Consider the following 14,992-nt stretch of genomic DNA (forward strand, 5'->3'; position numbering starts at 1 on the left):
ACCTGATTAATGAATATTAAACAGCTACGCTCCACGTATCAGTTAAAAATCTCGCTGGAAGGTACAAAACCGCCTATCTGGCGACGCTTGCTAGTCAATAGTGATATTAAGCTGGATACCTTCCACCTGGCACTGCAGATAGCTATGGGCTGGACAAATTCACACTTACACCAGTTTATTTCTCAAGATCAGAAATTTTATGGCATCAAAGATGCTGATTTTGCAATCGAGGGCTTTGAAATTCAAGATAAAACAACGACACGCTTGTCACAGCTACTCAAAGCAGAGAAAGACCACATAATCTATGAATATGATTTTGGTGATGGCTGGATGCATAAAATTACCCTGGAAAAAAATATTAGCTTTTGATCCTGACAAAAAACTTCCCTACTGTATTACTAGCAAACGCGCTTGCCCTCCTGAAGATTGTGGAGGTACCTGGGGCTATGCTGATTTACTGGAGGTTCTGAAGGACCCTGAGCATGGAGCATATACAGAAATGCTTGAGTGGCTTGGCGGTGAATTTGATCCTGCCTATGTAAGCAGAAGGGAAACTAATCAATTATTGCTGAAATATTGTCGATAAACATAAGGTATGAAGCACTACCTACTGCTACTACTCAGTACTATTCTGGTTAATAACTTTGTGCTGGTAAAATTCCTCGGGCTATGTCCCTTTCTGGGCGTGTCCAGGAGATTAGAATCAGCGATAGGCATGGGGATGGCAACCACTTTTGTCTTAACCCTGGCTTCAGTCAGTAGTTATTTATTATATGAATATCTGCTATTACCACTAGAGCTTCAATACCTGCGTACCATTAGTTTTATCGTAGTCATTGCTGTCGTGGTACAGTTTACTGAAATTTTATTGCATAAACTCAGTCCAACACTACACCGCTTATTAGGTTTGTATTTACCGTTAATCACCACTAACTGCGCGGTTTTAGGCGTCGCATTATTAAATATTCAGGCTGAGCACACATTTATTGAATCTATACTTTTTGGTATAGGCACTGCAATGGGCTTTACACTAGTGTTAGTTTTATTTGCCGCCCTACGCGAACGTATTGATGTCGCCGATGTTCCCGTTGCTTTTCAGGGCGCATCGATAGGGCTGATTACAGCAGGCTTAATGTCGATGGCTTTTATGGGATTTATTGGCCTCGCCTAATGCTATATCTGTGTATTTTATTTGCCCTACTAGGCCTAGGCTTAGGCTTTGCAGCCAGGCATTTAAAAGTGCGGGGGGATCCTCTGATTGAGCAAATTGATGCCTTATTACCCCAGACTCAATGCGGGCAATGTAAATACCCGGGTTGTCGCCCTTATGCTGAAGCGCTTGCCAGTGGTGTAGCTGATATCAACCAATGCCCACCAGGAGGCGAAGAAGCAGTCGCTGCACTAGCAAATTTGCTAGGTGTAGAAGTCAAACCATTAAATTCAGAATTTGGCAAAACCAGCGCTCCTGCTGTTGCCTTTATCATTGAACAGGACTGCATAGGCTGTGTTAAATGTATCCCCCCTTGTCCGGTTGATGCTATTTTAGGGGCTTCTAAACAGATGCACACAGTCATCGCCTCTGAATGTACAGGTTGCGAACTCTGTATTGCGCCTTGCCCTGTTGATTGCATTATTATGCAACCGCTGGAAAACAGCCCTGAGTTATGGCAATGGAAATCAGCTGATGATTAAACAATGGTCGTTTCCTGGGGGGATAGCTCTGGAAGGCCATAAACAGGTCACTGAAATTAGTGAACCTACGCTACCGCCGGAATTAATTTATCCTTTATTACAACGCTCAGACAACTATGCCCAACCTATAGTTGGGCCTGGGCAACGAGTACTTAAAGGACAAATTATTGCCACCCCTCAAAGCCCTTTTGCTACCCCAATCCATGCGGCAAGCTCGGGCATAGTAAAAGCAATTGCATCGCGTATCATCGCACACCCCTCTGGCCTGGAGGATACCTGCATTATCATCGAAACTGATGGAATGGATGAAGCGAATCCTCTAACCCCCTGTCTTGATTATAAACTCGAAACTCCCGATGAGTTACGCAATAAAGTCGCTCAAGCCGGTATCGTCGGGTTAGGCGGGGCTGCTTTTCCTACAGCTGAAAAGTTAGCCACTGGCCAGTCTATACATACCCTGGTTATCAATGGCGCAGAGTGCGAACCCTATATCAGTTGCGATGCCAGTTTAATGCAAGCCCATGCTGAGCAAGTTATACAGGGTGCTTTAATCATACAGTATATCTTGCAAGCTAAACGCTGCATGATTGCCATAGAAAATACCCCGCCAGCAGTCCGGCAAGCTTTGCTTGAGGCGGCCAGCAGACAAGGCATTCAAATAGCCACAGTTCCAGCTATTTATCCCACGGGCGGCGAAAAGCAATTAATTAATGTATTAACCGGACAAAAAATACCCGCAAACGCACTCCCCTCAGAGCATGGTATTGTTTGTCAGAATGTAGGCACGGCTTACGCTGTCTATCAGGCTATTTGTTTAGGCCTGGTGTTAATTGAGCGCATTATTACCGTCACCGGCGCAGGGATAAAGCAGGCTAAAAATATACGCGCAAGAATTGGCACGCCGATAAAGCACTTAATCGAACAATGCAACGGGTACAACCCCAATGTACAACGCCTTATTATGGGTGGCCCGATGATGGGCATCGCATTGAGTACTGATGATATTGCCGTAACCAAGACGACTAACTGTCTGTTAGCAATGACGACTAGTGAACTTGTACAAAGCCAAGCACCTATGCCTTGCATCCGCTGTGGTGATTGCGCAAGTGTTTGCCCGGTTGAAATACTGCCGCAACAACTATACTGGTATAGCCGCTCCAGGCAATTAGAGCAATGTCAGGACCACCAGTTATTTGATTGCATAGAATGCGGCTGTTGCGATATAGTCTGCCCTAGCCATATTCCCTTAGTACAATTTTTTCGCAGCGCAAAAGGTGAGCTGATTATTAAAGATCAACAGTCAACTCAGACTAGTTTAGCAAAAAAACGCTATCAAAATCAGCAGCAACGCAGAGCAAAAGAAGCGCAAGATAAACAAGCCAAAGCAGAAAAACGCCAAGCTGCGATTAATAAAATGAAAGCGGCTGCAGCAGCTAAAAGAAAAAACAGTATCTGAAATTGCAAATAAACCTGCTATTCCAGACACTACTAACCACATATTAAAACTCTAGTTTTGTAAATCAGGCAAGCAATTTGGCTTTATGCGCGTTAAACTCTGCTTCGCTAATAACGCCTTTATCTTTAAGCTCTGCTAGCTTGGCAAGTTCATCAGCAACAGAGGGAGTGCCCGCTGTATTTTTTCAGATTCGGCCAGCATATGCAGAGAGCGCTCATGCATTTCCGAGCCTCTGGCAATCAGATAGCACAAGACTCCCAGCCAGGGAATGATAATAAACAATGCCCAGAAGCCCTTACCCCAACCACCTAAGTCCTTGCTGCGAAAAATATCGCTAATCACTCCGATAATTACCCATATCCAGGCGATCATCAAGAAAAATAAAAACATCAACCATAACATATCTAACAAGCCCATTACCTACTCCTAATTAATATTACTGAAGTTTCCTAGTTTTTAAAGCATAAGAATATCAGCCAATGCTTATGCTTATGCTTATGCTTATGCTTATGCTTATGCTGAAAATCATGGAAACGGAGCTTAGCGAAGTGGTGATTTTTAGTCCCTGATAAGCGACAGGGCAATTCGCTGATTCGACGTGTGCTAGCAGCACGCGAGAGGAGCAAGAATTGCATTCCGAATAGCCGTCCAGCCAGTGAGGTAGTAATGACGAAGCGGTTTTTGTGCGTAGTCGTTGCGGACGCAGGGCGTTCAGGGCATCTCCCATCCGCTGCGTAGGTGAACGAATTATGGTGACAGGAGTCCCGGAATTTCGTGAGGTAGCATGGCGCGCCTGTTTTTCTGAAATATTAGATATTACTAATATTAATGGCATTCCGTTGGCTAAAAGCCTTGAATTCTTTTTAAAAACAACAGGTTAATCGTGAATGAGGCCTAGTTTTACTGTATAATGAAAGTTTATAACACATTGATTATACAAATAAAACGACCTCATTCATGTTCATTTTACGCGATATTTTACTCCCGCTTCAAGATCATTTTTCCAAAACCACTTTAGGCCGCGAACGAGCCTCTCTGTTTGTTTACACGATCCTGTCTATTATCGTTCCTTTTACGTCATCAATGACCTCTTACCTTTGGCGTTGCCTTGATACGTTGTTTGGGTTTGAGATCAAGAATAAGCGCTTTTACACTTTCATGGCTTCTTCAACTTTGCCGTGGGCTGGGCTGTGGAAAACTATCTGGGAGCTGATTCCGTCTCCTGAAACAGATGGGCGCATATTGGTTGCACTGGATGAATCCATTATCACTAAAGTAGGCAAGAAGATCTTCGGCTGTGAAGCCATTTTTGACCACGCGGCCAAATCGAATCAAAGCAAATATCCATGGGCACAAAATATTGTATCGGTAAGGTTGCTGAAACTCGATGTTCAAGTTTTTCCATCCCATTGCCATCAAACTCTTACCTTCACCCAGCAGAACAATACTTTAATGATGCTGTTGGCCCTAAGCGCCCTAAATCTCTGCCAATCATATGTTTTCCTGATGGCATCAGTTGAAACATATCCTTTATTAATTCACCAAACTCTTTCAGCTTATCACCAGGATCTGGAAACTCTAGCAATGACGTGATGAACTCAAGCAGTACATCCATTTGAGACTTGCGCTGTAAGCTTCCTACGGTATACGCAGGTAGTTTGCTTTCAATGCGGGCTATTTGCTCTGGGTGAAGGAGAAGGCAATGGTCAAACAAAAGACTCAGAATCAGGCCACGGCTTGATCCCTCTTCATCTAATTGTTTGGCCTCACGCCCCCATCCTTCATAAAGCTTCCAGTCCTCAAAGAAAACCTTAATCAGCCATCTCAACGTATAGGCTTGAATAATATCTTGTGTGCGCCAAGTCAGGTCTGTCGCCACTAAATAGCGATAGTCGTTTTCACCGTCATATTTTAAGGCAATGACAAAGCGTTTTTTACTGTGAGAACTCACCTTTAATCGTGCACTGCTGACAGTCACTTTAATCTCTTTGCCGCCACGTACACGTATTATCTGATCAATGCCTTTGTTAATCGAATTAAAGTAGCTCTCGACTGACCTTATTCTACCTCTATATTCAATATTTTGGTTTTTACGTAATTGGCTAATCACCTGCGAGCCTCCAGATTCTTTAGCGGCTTCGTCCATAAAGGCTTTTTCACCATACAGCGCATCAGCCAGTACGCCTTTAATTGTAACTACTCAGCGAAGCTGAGTAGTTCAATGAAATTATAAAGCAAATTCAGGTAACTTTCCCTCAAAGACCAAGGTCATTGCCTGAGTTGCACTTAGACCTTGTTTACGGCACGTTGATAAATACCCTCTGACACGACAAAATATCTCTGCACCCTTGGTACTACGAAAGCAGCCGGATATTTTCTGTTGAACCTTGGTCATCCGAATCGAATTTTCTGCGGCATTATTGGTAAATGGCACCCAGGTATTTGTCATGAAGCGCAAGACATCCTCTTCATAATTAATCAGCCTTTCCAGTAAGTTTCTAGCTTTACTGCGTTTTATTCGCTCCCGTTTTACTTCTTTAGGCTTATCGGGTGGTGGGCATTCGATCTCCGCTTTGCCAAGTAATTCTCTGTATTGTACCTTCCATTTTTCTGCCGCTGTCAGCCCCGGACGGGCTGATAGTCTCCAGAAGGCGCAGGGAAATTTGCCAATCCGAAGTGCGCGATAGCGCGCGAGGGAGGCTAAAATTTTATCCCGAATAGCCGTAGAGCCATTTGTGGTAGCCATGACTGAGCTGCTTTGTGCTCAGTCTGTGGCGGACGCAGGGCGGCTGGAGCATCTCCTATTCGCTGCGTAGGTGAACGAATTACGGCGACAGGAGTCCCGGAATTTCGTGAGGTAGCATGGCGCGCCTGTTCTTTATGTAGTAGCATGCCACCTGCTTCATTGACGGCATCATTCATTTTTTCAAGTAGTCGTTTCATTTCAAGCGCCCACTCCTGTTTATCCTGCTCCCAGGCGCGCGTTAATTCCCTCAAATGATGTGCATTACAAAGCGAATGGGTACAATCATATTTATAGTAGGGCTTCCAATGATCATGACATAAAATCCCATGAAAATGGGGTAAAATACCAATGTCATTCATTGCCTCTGTGCCACGTTTGGCATGGGGAAAGAAGTGTGTCCACTGAACATTGGAGGCCCCATGTAGCCAATGGCGCTTACCATTAATATTAATGCCTGTTTCATCCGCATGAATGCACGCTGATTCGACTAAGTGTTCTTTACTGATAGTTTCAAACCCAGCCAACTTCTCATAGGCCAGTTCATTGAAATTATAGATAGAGCCTTCACTAATCGGCATACCTAATTGATCAGCGAAATACTCCTGTATTCGGTTGTAGGGCAATAACTGATATTGCGAAAGATAAACCACATGGGCTTTTATCCCATTACCATATTGCGCAGCCTTAGTAACCTCATCTGGAAAAGGAGCGATAAAACACTGACCTTTTCCATTTATCAACCGTTGCGCCTGGTATTCTGTCACTACCCTTGAGATATCAATATCGAATACCTGGCGTGTTTCAAAGCCATCTGCCGTGTATCGCCCTTTTGGCAAGGTACGGCGATCAATGGTAATGATCTCGATTTCATCCGGGTCATCTATTTTTTGAAGTGTCGTGCCGACATGCGATTTTTGTCCGCCAGAAGGCTTATCTGATTTTTTTCGATTCCCTTTTTTACGTTTGGGATCACTTGCAGGTGGTTTACTGCTATTTTTGCTGTTCAGTGTCACTCGATTGAGTAATACCGTGACTAATAATAGAATCACTTCCAGTGCTGATTTTAGCGCAGGCGATATATCACGCTCAGTTTCAAGTAACTGTTTGGCATGACTGATTGCGGAATCAACATCGATGAAGTCTATTTTCAAAGGGTAACCTGTATTGCTTTAAGGACAGGCTTATTATCTCATGGGTTTTAAATCCCGAATTTTCCTTGTTTTAAGCGATTGTAAGGCGAATAAAAAAGTTCTTCGAGGTCGTAGATGTTTAAGGGGACATTTTGTGATGACTATAGCGATAGAAGCAATAAAGCGTGGATTAATCGACTGTTGGGCAGTTTACTAAAAATCACAAAAACCAGACTAAAACCCTGTCAAGAACTTTTTTAATTATTCAGGCGCGCCATGCTACCTCACAACATTCTGGGACTCCTGTCACCAACATTCATTCGCCTACGCAGCGAATGGGAGATGCCCTGGTCGCCCTGCGTCCGTCTCAACTACTCAACTACGCACAAAACCCTGCTCAGTTAAGTCTACCTCAAATGGCTGGACGGCTATTCGGAATGCAATTCTTGCCTCCCTCGCGCGCTACTAGCGCACTTCGGATCAGCGAATTGCCCTGTCGCCTACCAGAGACTAAAAATCATCACTCCGCTTAGGCTCCGTTTCCCTGATTTTAAGCGTACGCTGAGTAGTTACCTTTAATTTTAACCCATCTTCGTCACTTTCATCTTTCTAAGCCATTGATTCATCGGTTTAAGCGATTTTTTGTCGAAAAATTCTCTTTAAAATCAATGGTGTTTTTTTTGAAAGTTTTGTAGTGCCATTTATATTATTTTTGTCGATAAATTCATTGACTTTTGTCAAAAAAATCATCATTATTTGAGTGTAATTTACATGCGACAAAAATACTCTAAAAAATCCAACGTTTTATACAAAAACACAAAATCTGTAGTGCCAACTGGCTACTTTTTAAAATTTCAACCAATTGATTTATAACAACTACATCATCAATAGTGACGAAGATGGGTTAATCAGGCTATGCGCAACTTTAAACTCTTTTAATAAGCCTAATGCAATCTCTGTTTTGGTCGGGTAGGCACTGTCACGTTCAGGCTTAATAGGCCGATCTTTTTTTGCTATACCCCTCTTTTTCAACCGTTTATCTTCTTTATCCCACTGCTTTAAGGCTGGATCCGGCATATAAAAGAAAAAACCGACAGGCACTGTAATGGATGAGGTAACTAGCAGCAATAATACTATCGTTTGTCCATTAACATACCCGCCGGAGCCTTTGTGTTTCTGCTTGTAAACCTTATAAATACGTTTTGTAGACTTAGATCGTGCTCGGTCTGATTCATCAAAGGCCAACACACCTTCAGTAATGCCATAACGTTTTAAAATTAAGACCACACTCACCCGTAGCAACCAGTCCCAGGGTATACTTGCTTTACGAAACACCCAGGATAATGCGGCTACTTTGCAATCTCCAAGGCTTGCTCGCTCAAACTTAGCCCAGCAAACAGAGTTCATTAGCAGTATGCACGTTAAACAAGTGCCCAACCAAGCGGCTTGAATCCGTGTCAAAGCGGCTCCGGGTTTTAGCTGATTGAGCGCATCATTTAAATCGTCAATATAGCTTTGGATAAAGGTGGCTGGGGCATTCATTAACATGGGCTTACACCGATAAAATTACAACAACCTCAGAATACCTGATTTTACCTTCTCAATATCAAAAACTTGAACATCGAGTGAAACAGATGGGCGCATATTGGTTGCACTGGATGACTCCATTATCACTAAAGTAGGCAAAAATATCTTCGGCTGTGAAGCCATTTTTGACCTCGCGGCCGAATCAAAGCAAATATCCATGGGCACAAAATATTGTATCGGTAGGGTTGCTGAAACAGGTCAAAGGTCGCTGGGCGTGCTTATTTTTAGATTTCCGATTTTATCTGCCCTTAAAAACAATTCAGGCAAAAAAAGAAACCGCCACGATAAGAGGTGATGTCGTTCCTTTCCAGACCAAGATGACTCAGGCGGCTCAAATGCTGATTGCAATTGCAGAACATTTTTCCACCGCTCCGATATTGACAGTCACTGATAGCTGGTTTGGCAACAATGGCCTATGGAAGCCTGTTTAATATTCTCTCTAGGTTAAGGTGCAATAATGTACTGTACGATCGTCCAGAAAAAAGAAAACCCAAGCAGAGGGGGCGGAATAAAAAGTACGGGCAGCGTCTGGGGGCAGCCACAGACATGGCAAAAACAGTACAACAAAAGGCCCGATCGTATACCGTGAATCTCTATGGAAAACAGCGTGAAGTCAGGGCTTATAGTCGCGTTGTCATGCTGAAAACATTGAAACGACCCGTTCAGGTTGTCTGGGTGTTTCGTCACACACAGTGGATTGCTTTGTTTACGACCGATCTAAGTTTATCCGTCACACAGATTATTGAGTATTATGGTGCGCGATGGAAAATCGAATCCGGGTTCAAAGCGCTCAAGCAAGACATAGGGAGTCAGAAAAGTCAGTGTCGAAATGCGCAGGCAGTGACCAACCATTTGAACTTCTGTATGATGGCAACAACGCTGACGTGGATTTACGCGGATCGTTTAAAAACCGATCCGGAACGTCGGCACAAAGTGAAGGGGTGAGCCAGTTTCGCATTTTCAGATATCCGCCGCATCATTGCCGAAGCGGCTTTGGATCCGGATTTTGAAAGGGTTTGCCCCAAATACAGCAGCTCCCCTGTAAATTCGGTGGTAGCCGTTTTATTGCGAATGGTTCCTTGATGAATTTCTAAGAAACTTCAGATTGTTTACAGTTATTATGGTAACCCCTCGGGAACTGTTTTGGAGACTAAGCTCAATGGTTCTATGAAAGATAAAGCCACCGAGCAAGAACGGTTTACCTTGATGCAATGGGTGCGCGATGGTGCATTAGAGAAGGAATTCACACATCTAAAGCCGCAGAAAATTATTGAAGCGAAGTGTCAAATGTGCCATAACGAAGGCGCATCAGGGATTCCTGACTTTACTAAATTTGAAAATATCAAAGAACTTGCAAAACAGGATGAAGGCGCAACATTTAGCTCATTAACCCGGGTGTCGCATATTCATTTATTTGGTATCAGCTTTATTTTTATGTTTGTCGGGCTGATTTTTAGCTTTTCTACTACGGCTTCAACTTTTTACAAAAGTGTTGCTATTAGCATGCCGTATGCGTTCCTGATTGTTGATATTCTATCCTGGTGGTTAACTAAGTTATCGCCGATGTTTGCTTCTTTGATAATGGTCGCAGGTGTTGGCATGGGCGCTTCATTCGCCTTTATGTGGGTAGTTTCTAAGAAACTTCAGTTCTATAAATAGCCTGGCTTTTATAGAACTGAAGTTTCCCAATAATTATTTATGGTAAAATTGAAACTATGCTACAACTATATGAAAAAAATAGTCTTTTCATTCGTTTCAAATGCTATTGCCTAAGGGGAATTAAGTAGGGGTTTGCTATAAACATCATCAGTGTTCCCATTGAAAGAAGAAGTACCTAAACAAAGCAGCCTATAACCTACCTGAAGGTAGCACCACTCGAATATTTCCATATTTTTGATTTTAATCACTTATAACAGCAAATAGACACTCTGTAGGCACCGTAAAAAAAACAACAAATAATTTCAAATAAAGCTTGCATTTGCCGAAAAAAAATTTTCTAAAAATTTCCGTTTTAATCACCTCATAAACGGATATCACCCATGCTTAAAGACCTACCACTCTCTGAACATATTCACCAACACTGCAATGAAAGTATGGAACGTGCCCTGTTAGCAGAGCGTCATCCTTTGTGGGCTCGTTCATGCCCAGAGTTGAAGGATATCGACTTTATTCGCCTTGGGTTATTACGCTGTATCAGTGTAGTCGATAGTGGTTGCCATTTCCTCCAAACCAATGAACAGATTTATGGCCAGCTGCTTCCCCACTCAACGTATTTTAAATCACTGAAGTCGCATAGACGAACAAGTATGCTTGAGGCATTTGAACAGCAGAGCTATCATCTTCACGCTGAAACACTGCTATCGCAAGGCATTGATTATCTTAAAGCATTCCCGGAACTTGACGAATACACCATAGAAGCAGCGGATGGACATTTTATTGATCATGCCTGCCATACTGAAAAAAACAGCAAGGGGAAAGTTTATGCGGCCGGGGGGATTTACGCGTTGAATCTCAGAAGTGGGTTGCTCAGATTTCTTTGTCTGGTGACAAACGGAACTCAGAGGCATCAAGGAATACCTGTGTTACGAGATCATATTGAAAAGCAAAACAAGGGAAATAACAGCTCTCAGAAACATCTCTATGTCTACGATAAAGCCGTCACCGACTTTGTCTGGTGGGATCGGCAGAAACGACATGCTAATTACATGATTTCAATGCTAAAAGAAAATTCAATTGCGACTCTGGTTGAGTCTATCCCTTTTGACTCCCGCCATGAGATCAATACAGGGGTTGAAGCATACAGTGTGTACGAAAACAAGGGCATCAAATTTAACGTGGTGGATTACCGTGATCCAGAAACCGGAAAACTTCACCGGTTTGTGACAACCTTGCCAATGACTATTAACCCTGGAACCATTGCCATGCTGTATTTCAAGCGATGGACGATTGAAAAGACATTCAATAACACTAAAAGTAATTTCAAGGAAACTAAAGCTTGGTCTTCCAATACCCGCTCACTTGAAAATCAAATGCGCCTGACTGCAATGAGCTATAATTTAATGCGCGTGTTTGAAGAGATTTCAAAAACACAACAGCCAGAATTGATTCATCCATCGGATAAAAAATATAGCGAGGCTCTGGAGATTAGGCAGCAACAGGCTCAAAAACGAGATCGTTTTGTGAATCCATTATTTTTCCAGGCAAGAATATCTCGTATCAGCTCGTATACCATTCGGGCAGTTCAAAACGCAATAATAACAGGAATGTCTTTACAGTGCTTTATGAGCTCTCTTGTGGCGAGGTTAGTTTCACGGCCTCAATTGATAGGGGAACACTGATGATAAACATGGCAAAACCACCTAAAATAAACCTCGATACACCAGCATTGTGTATTTCAGCTACTCAATAATTGGGAAACTTCAGTTATACTCGATGTTCAAGTTTTTTAACTGATTGATTTTATTGATAATTTTACTGACAAAGAAAGCATCAACATCATTGTAAATCAATCACTTATAAAACAAAGCCGGAAAAATTTACTTTTCTTAGCCCAGTTATAGCTGAAAACTTGAACATCGAGTTATAGGAAGAATAATCAGGTTAGAGTTTTTTCCTAAATTATTTGCAATGATAAAAGATGGTTTTGACTGGCTATATAAAAAAATGAAATAAATTTTAGCTGTGCACCTATATTGACAGATTGGTGTGCAGGCAACTTTCTCTGAGGAAAATCGATGCTTAAATCTATACATATGCTTTTTATCGTGCTGTCTGTTGGCGGCTTTATCACCCGTATTATTCTGGTGCAATTTAAACCTTCCTGGTTGCAGCCTAAGATAGCTAAAATTGCCCCGCATGTGATTGATACAATTTTATTGTTGAGTGGTATTGGTCTGGTCTTTCAGCGCAACTGGATGGCAGGTGAATTTGGTTGGATTTTGACGAAGTTAGTGATGTTAATCGCCTATATAGGCTTTGGGGTGATGGCAATGCGCAGTACGGGCATAAAACGCTGGGCTGCTTTTGTACTGGCCTTAGCCTGTTTTGGCTATATTATTTCGGTCGCGGTTACAAAACATGGGTTTATTTAATGCAGCACCTGTTTTTCTTTGATAGATAGGTTTTTTATGTTGTTGATTTAACATTAATGTTTCACCTATGTGTTCATTTATTCAACACGGTGCTGCACTAGTCGCTCTAAGATACTATGTCTGATCCCTTTTGCTATATCTTCGTTGCCTTGCCCTGTGAAGCGAAGCCGTTAATCGAGCATTTTAAGTTAAAAAAAGACCTGTCGACCACTGCGTTTGGTATTTATAGAAATAACAATTTCACCGTAACAGTAACAGTAACAGTAACCGGTATTGGTAAATCAGCAATGGCCGCTGGTGTGGCCTATTGCCTGGCGTTATTTCCCAGCCCTGCTTTGCCGGTGTTACTTAATATCGGTATTGCAGGGCATGGTATGCATGCATTAGGCAGTGTTTTTTCTGCTGACAAAATTGTCGATCAGGATAGTGGGCGTAGTTATTATCCGCAATTAGTCGCTACACCGCCTTGTTCCACTCTCACTGTTACCACGGTTTCCAGACCACAGTCGGACTACCCGTCCGCATCGCTGTATGAAATGGAGGCCGCCGCTTTTTATGAAACAGCAATGCGTTTTAGTTCTAGCGAATTAATCCAGTGCATAAAAGTTATTTCAGATAATAAGCTCAATCACACCGGACAAATCAAAGCTGCTCAGGTTAGCCTCTGGATACAGAGTGCTTTGCCAATGATAGAAGAATATAATCAGCAGCTACGTCAATTAGCTCTGCTGGATAAACAAGTTAAAGAAAGTTACTTTGATGAAGTTGCCGCCCAATGGCGCTTTAGCAGTAATGAAAAATTACAATTAAAAAAATTACTAAACAAAAGGGCTATTTTAATGCCGCAGAAAGCACTGGATCTGGCGGTGTTTTCACCTGGATCGGGAAAGGTCGTGCTGAATCACCTGCGCAAGGAAATAGACGAGCAGGTGTTTGGTGGTTTTTAGGTTGAATACCCCTGCACATGGCTTGGAAAGAGTTGAGAGTTGAAGATAAGTTTGCACAATGGCTGCCCGGCTGACTTCATCGACAATCGATTTTCCAATGGCAAGGCAGCTATGACAATCGTTGTTTGTGACAGAAGCAGATATATTGCCCGAAAAAGTGAAGAAATAGCTTCTAATTTGCATACATTGTACTTCTCTACTCATAAGTAATAAAGTCTATAGAAAAGTTATTTGAACAACTGAATCAAACAGAACTCAAGTACCCAGGAACCGATTTGCTGTTGATTTATGAGCTGACTTTATCCACAAAAAATTCATCAGTGTTCCCCTATCAATTGAGGCCGTGAAACTAACCTCGCCACAAGAGAGCTCATAAAGCACTGTAAAGACATTCCTGTTATTATTGCGTTTTGAACTGCCCGAATGGTATACGAGCTGATACGAGATATTCTTGCCTGGAAAAATAATGGATTCACAAAACGATCTCGTTTTTGAGCCTGTTGCTGCCTTATCTCCAGAGCCTCGCTATATTTTTTATCCGATGGATGAATCAATTCTGGCTGTTGTGTTTTTGAAATCTCTTCAAACACGCGCATTAAATTATAGCTCATTGCAGTCAGGCGCATTTGATTTTCAAGTGAGCGGGTATTGGAAGACCAAGCTTTAGTTTCCTTGAAATTACTTTTAGTGTTACTCGATGTTCAAGTTTTTGATATTGAGAAGGTAAAATCAGGTATTCTGAGGTTGTTGTAATTTTATCGGTGTAATCCCATGTTAATGAATGCCCCAGCCACCTTTATCCAAAGCTATATTGACGATTTAAATGATGCGCTCAATCAGCTAAAACCCGGAGCGGCTTTGACACGTATTCAAGCCGCTTGGTTGGGCGCTTGTTTAACGTGCATACTGCTAATGAACTCTGTTTGCTGGGCTAAGTTTGAGCGAGCAAGCCTTGGAGATTGCAAAGTAGCCGCATTATCCTGGGTGTTTCGTAAAGCAAGTATACCCTGGGACTGGTTGCTACGGGTGAGTGTGGTCTTAATTTTAAAACGTTCAGGCGCGCCATGCTACCTCACGAAATTCCGGGACTCCTGTCGCCATAATTCGTTCACCTACGCAGCGGATGGGAGATGCCCTGAACGCCCTGCGTCCGCAACGACTACGCACAAAAGCCGCTTCGTCATTACTACCTCACTGGCTGGACGGCTATTCGGAATGCAATTCTTGCTCCTCTCGCGTGCTGCTAGCACACGTCGAATCAGCGAATTGCCCTGTCGCCTATCAGGGACTAAAAATCACCACTTCGCTAAGCTACGTTTCCATGATTTTCAGCGGATGAAGAG

At 42.6% G+C, this 14,992-nt stretch carries 18 protein-coding genes and 5 pseudogenes; 15 read left to right on the top strand and 8 right to left on the bottom strand.

The window, feature by feature from the left end:
• Nucleotides 1–9 precede the first annotated feature (9 nt).
• The 5 genes from K6984_RS33495 to rsxC are packed head-to-tail and all read left to right on the top strand — an operon-like array spanning nt 10 to nt 3,148.
• Nucleotides 10–369: a plasmid pRiA4b ORF-3 family protein gene (locus K6984_RS33495; protein ID WP_263458753.1), complete on the top strand. Its 360-nt coding sequence runs from the start codon at nt 10–12 to the stop codon at nt 367–369.
• A complete protein-coding gene (locus tag K6984_RS33500) occupies nt 323–586 on the top strand; it encodes a plasmid pRiA4b ORF-3 family protein (protein WP_263458759.1) in 264 nt (87 codons plus the stop codon). Before K6984_RS33495 ends, K6984_RS33500 begins: the two co-directional genes overlap by 47 nt.
• 9 nt (nt 587–595) lie before the next feature.
• On the top strand, nt 596–1,171 hold the full coding sequence (rsxA, locus tag K6984_RS13615) for an electron transport complex subunit RsxA (protein WP_221896033.1): 576 nt from the start codon (nt 596–598) through the stop codon (nt 1,169–1,171).
• Nucleotides 1,171–1,692: an electron transport complex subunit RsxB gene (rsxB, locus tag K6984_RS13620; protein ID WP_221896034.1), complete on the top strand. Its 522-nt coding sequence runs from the start codon at nt 1,171–1,173 to the stop codon at nt 1,690–1,692. Before rsxA ends, rsxB begins: the two co-directional genes overlap by 1 nt.
• Entirely contained in the window at nt 1,607–3,148 is a 1,542-nt protein-coding gene (rsxC, locus tag K6984_RS13625; RefSeq protein WP_230988075.1) for an electron transport complex subunit RsxC, read from the top strand. Before rsxB ends, rsxC begins: the two co-directional genes overlap by 86 nt.
• Before the next feature lie 64 nt (nt 3,149–3,212).
• Here rsxC and K6984_RS35730 read toward each other — a convergent pair.
• The 3 genes and pseudogenes from K6984_RS35730 to K6984_RS13635 form a co-directional block, all read right to left on the bottom strand.
• Nucleotides 3,213–3,263, bottom strand: a pseudogene (locus K6984_RS35730) (hypothetical protein); the annotation flags it as partial.
• A 20-nt stretch (nt 3,264–3,283) separates the two neighbouring features.
• Complete coding sequence (locus K6984_RS13630) at nt 3,284–3,559, bottom strand: hypothetical protein (protein ID WP_338024511.1); 276 nt, start codon at nt 3,557–3,559, stop codon at nt 3,284–3,286.
• A gap of 61 nt (nt 3,560–3,620) precedes the next feature.
• The gene (locus K6984_RS13635) at nt 3,621–3,875 is read right to left on the bottom strand and encodes a hypothetical protein (RefSeq protein WP_221896035.1); all 255 of its coding nucleotides are present in this window, start codon (nt 3,873–3,875) and stop codon (nt 3,621–3,623) included.
• Between K6984_RS13635 and K6984_RS13640 the strand changes: the two genes are divergently transcribed.
• Both K6984_RS13640 and K6984_RS36925 read left to right on the top strand, forming a co-directional pair.
• Nucleotides 3,832–4,029 carry a hypothetical protein gene (locus tag K6984_RS13640; RefSeq protein WP_221896036.1) on the top strand — a complete coding sequence of 66 codons (198 nt, stop codon included), beginning with the start codon at nt 3,832–3,834 and terminating at the stop codon, nt 4,027–4,029. The two genes, K6984_RS13635 and K6984_RS13640, sit on opposite strands and share 44 nt — an antisense overlap.
• Nucleotides 4,030–4,105: 76 nt before the next feature.
• Nucleotides 4,106–4,534, top strand: a pseudogene (locus K6984_RS36925) (IS701 family transposase); the annotation flags it as partial.
• 43 nt (nt 4,535–4,577) lie between these two features.
• Here K6984_RS36925 and K6984_RS13650 read toward each other — a convergent pair.
• From K6984_RS13650 to tnpC, 3 genes and pseudogenes are all read right to left on the bottom strand, one after another.
• Complete coding sequence (locus K6984_RS13650; protein WP_221896038.1) at nt 4,578–5,294, bottom strand: hypothetical protein; 717 nt, start codon at nt 5,292–5,294, stop codon at nt 4,578–4,580.
• 81 nt (nt 5,295–5,375) lie between these two features.
• A pseudogene (locus K6984_RS13655) lies at nt 5,376–5,768 on the bottom strand (IS66 family transposase); the annotation flags it as partial.
• 242 nt (nt 5,769–6,010) lie between these two features.
• Nucleotides 6,011–7,045, bottom strand: a pseudogene (gene tnpC / locus K6984_RS13660) (IS66 family transposase); the annotation flags it as partial.
• 314 nt (nt 7,046–7,359) lie between these two features.
• Here tnpC and K6984_RS13665 point away from each other — a divergent pair.
• Nucleotides 7,360–7,557 carry a hypothetical protein gene (locus K6984_RS13665; protein WP_221894617.1) on the top strand — a complete coding sequence of 66 codons (198 nt, stop codon included), beginning with the start codon at nt 7,360–7,362 and terminating at the stop codon, nt 7,555–7,557.
• A gap of 343 nt (nt 7,558–7,900) precedes the next feature.
• Here the strand turns inward: K6984_RS13665 and K6984_RS13670 are convergent, their stop codons facing one another.
• Complete coding sequence (locus K6984_RS13670) at nt 7,901–8,572, bottom strand: transposase (protein ID WP_221896041.1); 672 nt, start codon at nt 8,570–8,572, stop codon at nt 7,901–7,903.
• Nucleotides 8,573–8,796: 224 nt separating this feature from the next.
• Between K6984_RS13670 and K6984_RS13675 the strand changes: the two genes are divergently transcribed.
• From K6984_RS13675 to K6984_RS13700, 6 genes and pseudogenes are all read left to right on the top strand, one after another.
• Nucleotides 8,797–9,042: a transposase gene (locus K6984_RS13675; protein WP_221896042.1), complete on the top strand. Its 246-nt coding sequence runs from the start codon at nt 8,797–8,799 to the stop codon at nt 9,040–9,042.
• Entirely contained in the window at nt 9,020–9,556 is a 537-nt protein-coding gene (locus K6984_RS13680) for an IS701 family transposase (RefSeq protein WP_221896043.1), read from the top strand. The genes K6984_RS13675 and K6984_RS13680 overlap by 23 nt, the downstream gene beginning before the upstream one ends.
• A 159-nt stretch (nt 9,557–9,715) precedes the next feature.
• Nucleotides 9,716–10,270, top strand: a pseudogene (locus tag K6984_RS13685) (hypothetical protein); the annotation flags it as partial.
• 380 nt (nt 10,271–10,650) lie between these two features.
• A complete protein-coding gene (locus K6984_RS13690; RefSeq protein ID WP_221896045.1) occupies nt 10,651–11,949 on the top strand; it encodes a transposase in 1,299 nt (432 codons plus the stop codon).
• 396 nt (nt 11,950–12,345) lie between these two features.
• Nucleotides 12,346–12,702, top strand: a complete 357-nt coding sequence (locus K6984_RS13695) for a SirB2 family protein (RefSeq protein ID WP_221896046.1) — start codon at nt 12,346–12,348, stop codon at nt 12,700–12,702.
• 116 nt (nt 12,703–12,818) lie between these two features.
• On the top strand, nt 12,819–13,649 hold the full coding sequence (locus K6984_RS13700; protein ID WP_221896047.1) for a nucleoside phosphorylase-I family protein: 831 nt from the start codon (nt 12,819–12,821) through the stop codon (nt 13,647–13,649).
• A gap of 317 nt (nt 13,650–13,966) precedes the next feature.
• On the opposite strand, the gene K6984_RS13705 is transcribed toward K6984_RS13700, so the two are convergent.
• On the bottom strand, nt 13,967–14,275 hold the full coding sequence (locus K6984_RS13705) for a hypothetical protein (protein WP_221894087.1): 309 nt from the start codon (nt 14,273–14,275) through the stop codon (nt 13,967–13,969).
• A gap of 497 nt (nt 14,276–14,772) precedes the next feature.
• Between K6984_RS13705 and K6984_RS13710 the strand changes: the two genes are divergently transcribed.
• Complete coding sequence (locus K6984_RS13710) at nt 14,773–14,988, top strand: hypothetical protein (protein WP_221895414.1); 216 nt, start codon at nt 14,773–14,775, stop codon at nt 14,986–14,988.
• Nucleotides 14,989–14,992: the final 4 nt, after the last annotated feature.

It is taken from the genome of Bathymodiolus japonicus methanotrophic gill symbiont (assembly GCF_019721995.1).
Classification (GTDB): domain Bacteria; phylum Pseudomonadota; class Gammaproteobacteria; order Methylococcales; family Methylomonadaceae; genus Methyloprofundus.

What these genes read in the sequence shown, in the direction of transcription:
- rsxA (WP_221896033.1), top strand. Translation starts at nt 596, where the DNA reads ATGAAGCACTACCTACTGCTACTACTCAGTACTATTCTGGTTAATAAC.
- K6984_RS13670 (WP_221896041.1), bottom strand. Translation starts at nt 8,572, where the DNA reads ATGTTAATGAATGCCCCAGCCACCTTTATCCAAAGCTATATTGACGAT.
- K6984_RS13705 (WP_221894087.1), bottom strand. Translation starts at nt 14,275, where the DNA reads ATGCGCCTGACTGCAATGAGCTATAATTTAATGCGCGTGTTTGAAGAG.
- K6984_RS13650 (WP_221896038.1), bottom strand. Translation starts at nt 5,294, where the DNA reads ATGGACGAAGCCGCTAAAGAATCTGGAGGCTCGCAGGTGATTAGCCAA.
- K6984_RS33500 (WP_263458759.1), top strand. Translation starts at nt 323, where the DNA reads ATGGCTGGATGCATAAAATTACCCTGGAAAAAAATATTAGCTTTTGAT.
- K6984_RS13690 (WP_221896045.1), top strand. Translation starts at nt 10,651, where the DNA reads ATGCTTAAAGACCTACCACTCTCTGAACATATTCACCAACACTGCAAT.
- K6984_RS13665 (WP_221894617.1), top strand. Translation starts at nt 7,360, where the DNA reads ATGGGAGATGCCCTGGTCGCCCTGCGTCCGTCTCAACTACTCAACTAC.
- K6984_RS13680 (WP_221896043.1), top strand. Translation starts at nt 9,020, where the DNA reads ATGGCCTATGGAAGCCTGTTTAATATTCTCTCTAGGTTAAGGTGCAAT.
- rsxB (WP_221896034.1), top strand. Translation starts at nt 1,171, where the DNA reads ATGCTATATCTGTGTATTTTATTTGCCCTACTAGGCCTAGGCTTAGGC.
- K6984_RS13695 (WP_221896046.1), top strand. Translation starts at nt 12,346, where the DNA reads ATGCTTAAATCTATACATATGCTTTTTATCGTGCTGTCTGTTGGCGGC.
- K6984_RS13635 (WP_221896035.1), bottom strand. Translation starts at nt 3,875, where the DNA reads ATGGGAGATGCCCTGAACGCCCTGCGTCCGCAACGACTACGCACAAAA.
- K6984_RS13700 (WP_221896047.1), top strand. Translation starts at nt 12,819, where the DNA reads ATGTCTGATCCCTTTTGCTATATCTTCGTTGCCTTGCCCTGTGAAGCG.
- K6984_RS33495 (WP_263458753.1), top strand. Translation starts at nt 10, where the DNA reads ATGAATATTAAACAGCTACGCTCCACGTATCAGTTAAAAATCTCGCTG.
- K6984_RS13710 (WP_221895414.1), top strand. Translation starts at nt 14,773, where the DNA reads ATGGGAGATGCCCTGAACGCCCTGCGTCCGCAACGACTACGCACAAAA.